The organism is Methylobacterium sp. E-065 (assembly GCF_022829605.1).
GTDB lineage: Bacteria > Pseudomonadota > Alphaproteobacteria > Rhizobiales > Beijerinckiaceae > Methylobacterium.
The window spans coordinates 1-4158 of the sequence record NZ_JAKSYD010000170.1; the positions used below are offsets into that span (position 1 = coordinate 1).

The window sequence follows — 4158 nt, forward strand, 5'->3', positions numbered from 1 at the left end:
AAGGCCCGCGTGATCGAGAGGCCCAGACCGGTGCCGCCGAAACGGCGGGTCGTCGATGCGTCGGCCTGGCTGAAGCGTTCGAATAGACGCGCCTGGTGCTCGGCGCTCATTCCGATGCCGGTGTCGGCAATCCGGAAGACATCCCGGGTCCGCCCGATCGCCTTCACCGATCAGATGCCCCTGATCTTCCGGGGCGGCGAGACGGTGCCGAACATCGCCATCAACGGCGTCGGCAAGCCTGGCATCGACGATCGGCAGGCGACGCTCATCGCCGCCATGTACAGCGGGACCAAGCTCGCCGGAGCCGTCAGCCAGGGCTTTCGCTTGCGCGACGAGGTCTACCGCTCGATCTCCGACCATGCGGCGCAGGCCGACCGCGGCGCGGTCTCGCCGAAGGGGTTCGAGCTGTCGGCCCGGCGCATCGGCCAAGATCCCGCTAATCCCGGATCACCAGATCAAGGCCGGGTTCGAGTACAACATCACCCCGAACTGGCGCTTCGGCCTCAACGTCTCAGCGTTCTCGTCGTCCTACTTCCGCGGCGACGAGTCGAACCTGAACCGCAAGTTGCCGGCCTATTACGTGATGAACCTGACTACGAAGTATCAGGTCACCAAGAACCTGGAGATCTTCGGTCTCATCACCAACCTGACCAACAACCGCTACGCCACGTTCGGTACCTTCGCCGAGACGGGTGCGGTGGCCGGCAACCTCTCAATCAACGATCCGCGGACGACGACCCTGGCGCAGCCGCTATCGGTCTACGCCGGTCTGACCTACCGCTTCGGCGCCGATCCAGTGCCGATGGCGCCGGAGCCGATCATCCGGAAGTACTGAGCCCCTCAACCCAGTACGACGGAGACTGAAGGGGCCGCCCCGCGCGGCTCCTTTTTTTGTTACCATCGGCATCAGGCGCGCTCCCGGTCCAGCAAGTCGAGGAGCGCCACGCCAGCCGCCGCGATGACGTTGCCCCGGCCGTGCCACGGCAGGATCTTGGCCACGGGCTGCGTCTCGGCCGCCACCTCCGGCAGCACAGTCTCGGGCGCCTCGGCCTCACGGTCCTGATCGTTCCCGCGCAGCCATGTCACCTGTGAGCCCGTGGCGTTCTCAGGAGCGGCCAGAGACGGCTCAGCATCGCCGCTGTCTTCGTGGTCGGGGCACCCGTCCATGTGGTCCAGCACAGCGATAATGCGGTCTGCGGCGTCCAGCGCGATCTGAGCCGCCTCCTCCAGGCTGGCGCGAAGGGCAGGGCCGGCGATGGGCGCCAGGATCTCCGGAGCAACCGGCTTCGGACGCGGGGTGAAGGTGAGCACGTCGCCCATGGGTCAGGTCTCGGGGTGTGATGGGAAGCCCGGCTGATCCGGCCGGGGCGGTACGCACGGCTACGGAGAGGGATGACGGGCGCCGTCAGCACCCCGCCCGCTCGGCCTCGGCGTGGGCCAGCAGCTGGTGGGCGAAGGCCTCGGTTTCGTCGGGGTCGCCGTTCTGGATGACCGGTACGGCCAGGATCTTCAGACGGGTCTCACGGTCGGTGCGGTTCGTCGGCGACCGCCGGCGCGCTTCGTCGATGGCCGCGGTCTCCACGTCGGTCAGGGCATCACCGAGCCACTGCATCAGCTCGCCGGCCACGTTGAAGTCGCCGTTGGAGCCGCGCTTCTTGCACCGCCCTGTCCACACAAGGGCGTAGGCAGCGCCGCCAACGCGGTCCGCGAGGTCGTGAAGGGACTGCAGCTCGTTCATCGTGGCGGACGCGATATCAAGCATGCTGACGAGGTTCGGGGCAGCCGGAGCCGGCCGCCGTGCCTGAGTCTCGGTGAACGCCAGCAGATCGCGCGTCAGGCCCTCACCGAGGCCATCCGGCCAAGTCACGCCAATATCGTCGCTGCGCTGGGCGACACGGGCCTTGAGCTGAAGCCCGGCCAACGACGCCGCGGACAGATCTCCGATCTGAACCTCGAGCTCGTGCAGAGCCGTCCCGGCTTCGCCTGACGCCTCCTCGGCTGCGGCTACGCCCGTCCGCTCGCGCCACTCCTCCTTTTTCTCGAACCACGCCCGCCATTCGGGGCCGCTGCCATCGGGCGCGCGCCCCGGCCAACCGTCATCGCTTGCGGTCTCTGCAATGGCGTCCTCCTCGTCCATCCGCCGCTGGTAGAGGTCCACGGCCGCTTCCCACTGCGGGGCAAGTGCCAACAGCTCGGCGTCGGCCTGCTCTCGCCGCGCCTGCGTGGCGGGTTCGGCGCCGGTCCGGATCGCCTGAGCGGCCTCGAACGCGCGATCGTGTCGGAACGTGAGCGCATGCACGGCGTCGCTGCACAGCTCGCGCCGGATCCGGGCTTCCCATTCGGCATGCGCCTCAGCCGACAGATCGCCCGCCTCAAGGACCCGTCTGCGGCCCATCTCGGACTGCACGCGGCTGTGCATCTGCATGGCGGTGAATGCGATCCAGCGGGCTAGGGGGCGGCGCGAGACGTTGCCCATCGCATCGGAGTAGGAGACCGTGCCGTCGCGGTGGTCGACGCCGCAGGTAGCCAGCACGTCGCCCGTGAACCCGGCCTGCGCGACCTGCTCGGCGTGGCTGGGCACCGGCGGGATGGGCGCGACTTTGAACGCTTCGACCCGGCTCGCAGTGGCGGCCGCGCGTTCGCGCAGTGCAGCGCCTGGGTCGCGGCGGATCAGCTGCTGTAGGGACGTGCGCAGGGACATCGCGGGATCCTCGGATGAGGGGCGCGGGCAGCCAGCCCGCTCGGGTGCGGGCAGGGTCAGAGGAGCGAGGCGAGGCCGGTGAGCACCATGCCCCCGCCGATGATGGCGACGGCGGCCAGCAGCTCGCCGGCGGTGTCGAGGAAGCGCAGGCTGCGGCTGTGCGCGGTGTCGGGACGGACGGGTGCCACGGCCTGCCAGGGCTCGATCTCGCCGGGCACGGGCTCGTTCGGCAGGTTCAGGTAGCGGCCATCAGCCGAGAGGCGGCGGCGGCCGGTGCGGGAGCTATCGCTGCGGGCCGGGACGGGCTGGCTGAAATTCGGGATGCGGGCATAGGTCATCGGTCGGGCTCGTGGGGGTGGGCTTGGCGGGGTGGTGGACTCAGTCGCCCAAGTTGCTGGGCCGAATAGGTTTTCAGGCGCTCAGAGGTCTGAAACGGCCTCTGGACTCAGTGCCTCAGTGCGCAGCGGCGCGGTGGGCGGCCTTGGCGACCTGCCAGGCGGCCTTGAGGGCGGAGGACATCGCCTCGCGGCGGGAGACGCCACAGCGCTCCATGATGCCGGGGGCGGCGCGACAGGCAGCGGCCATGATGGCAGCGCGGTCGTACTGGCCGGAGACGACGAGCGGTCGCTTGCTGGCACCGAACTGAATGAAGGCGCGGGCCGAAAGCAGGACGGCGGGGATCTTGGGCTTGCTGTCGTGCAGCGAGCGGGAGAGACGGGTCCAGGAGACGGTGCGGTGGGGCATCGGCGGAGCCTTGCTCGTATTCGATGCCTGGAGTATCATACGAGCCTCAGAGCATTGTCAATGCCCCAGGTATCGTTTTTAGCTCTGAGGTATCAAATTGAGGCCTGTTGATGCTCAGTAGCGAGATGGTACGTGCGGGGCGCGCACTACTGCGATGGGAGCAAAAGGATCTTGCCGAGGCGTCTGGCGTCTCGCTGCCGACGATCAAGCGGCTTGAGGCTACGCCTGGTGCCCTGTCGGCTCACGGGCCAACGATTGCAGCCATGCGTCGCGCGTTCGAAGCCGCCGGGCTTGAGTTCATCCCCGAAAACGGCGGCGGCGCCGGGATCCGGTTCCGAGAGCGTAGGACCGAGGGGTGATCGCGCGGCGCCTCGTGACGATCGGCGTGGCCGTCGTCTTCACTAGTGCTCTGAGAGTGTTGGAGACTGCTGGCGTGGAGGATGCGCTGGCAGACTGTCTGACCGCAGCTATTGTCGCGACCCTTCTGACCTGGGCTGCCGCGCCATGAACGCCAGCGTGGATTTCACTCCGGAGAACGGCTTCAGGGCTGGGACCGGGTTCTGCAAACCGGAGACGTAGCCATGGCGACGCAGGCCTATCGCCTCACCTTCGTCCTCCGCTTGACCGGCTCGGACGCGGGCACGACACAGCAGACCGTGACGATTGCGGCCCCATCAACGGACGAAGCTCTGGAGCTAGCGCAGTTCTACCGC

4 protein-coding genes and 3 pseudogenes are annotated in these 4158 nt (G+C 68.1%); 2 read left to right on the top strand and 5 right to left on the bottom strand.

Going from position 1 to position 4158, the window contains the following annotated elements; translation table 11 throughout:
• Positions 1-140 (bottom strand): annotated as a pseudogene (locus MKK84_RS21470) (ATP-binding protein); the annotation flags it as partial.
• Position 141: 1 nt separating this feature from the next.
• On the opposite strand from MKK84_RS21470, the pseudogene MKK84_RS35725 reads away from it, so the two are divergent.
• Positions 142-429, top strand: a pseudogene (locus tag MKK84_RS35725) (DUF1501 domain-containing protein); the annotation flags it as partial.
• Positions 428-835: pseudogene (locus MKK84_RS21475) on the top strand (TonB-dependent receptor domain-containing protein); the annotation flags it as partial. The pseudogenes MKK84_RS35725 and MKK84_RS21475, both read left to right, overlap by 2 nt.
• A gap of 71 nt (positions 836-906) precedes the next feature.
• Here the strand turns inward: MKK84_RS21475 and MKK84_RS21480 are convergent.
• The 4 genes from MKK84_RS21480 to MKK84_RS21495 form a co-directional block, all read right to left on the bottom strand.
• A complete protein-coding gene (locus tag MKK84_RS21480; RefSeq protein WP_243923393.1) occupies positions 907-1320 on the bottom strand; it encodes a hypothetical protein in 414 nt (137 codons plus the stop codon).
• Between the two features lie 85 nt (positions 1321-1405).
• Positions 1406-2701 (bottom strand): hypothetical protein, encoded by a 1296-nt coding sequence (locus MKK84_RS21485; RefSeq protein WP_243923395.1) that lies wholly within the window; start codon positions 2699-2701, stop codon positions 1406-1408.
• Between the two features lie 56 nt (positions 2702-2757).
• Positions 2758-3039, bottom strand: coding sequence for a hypothetical protein (locus MKK84_RS21490; protein ID WP_243923397.1), 282 nt, complete (start codon positions 3037-3039; stop codon positions 2758-2760).
• A gap of 115 nt (positions 3040-3154) precedes the next feature.
• A complete protein-coding gene (locus MKK84_RS21495; protein WP_243923399.1) occupies positions 3155-3445 on the bottom strand; it encodes a hypothetical protein in 291 nt (96 codons plus the stop codon).
• Positions 3446-4158: the final 713 nt, after the last annotated feature.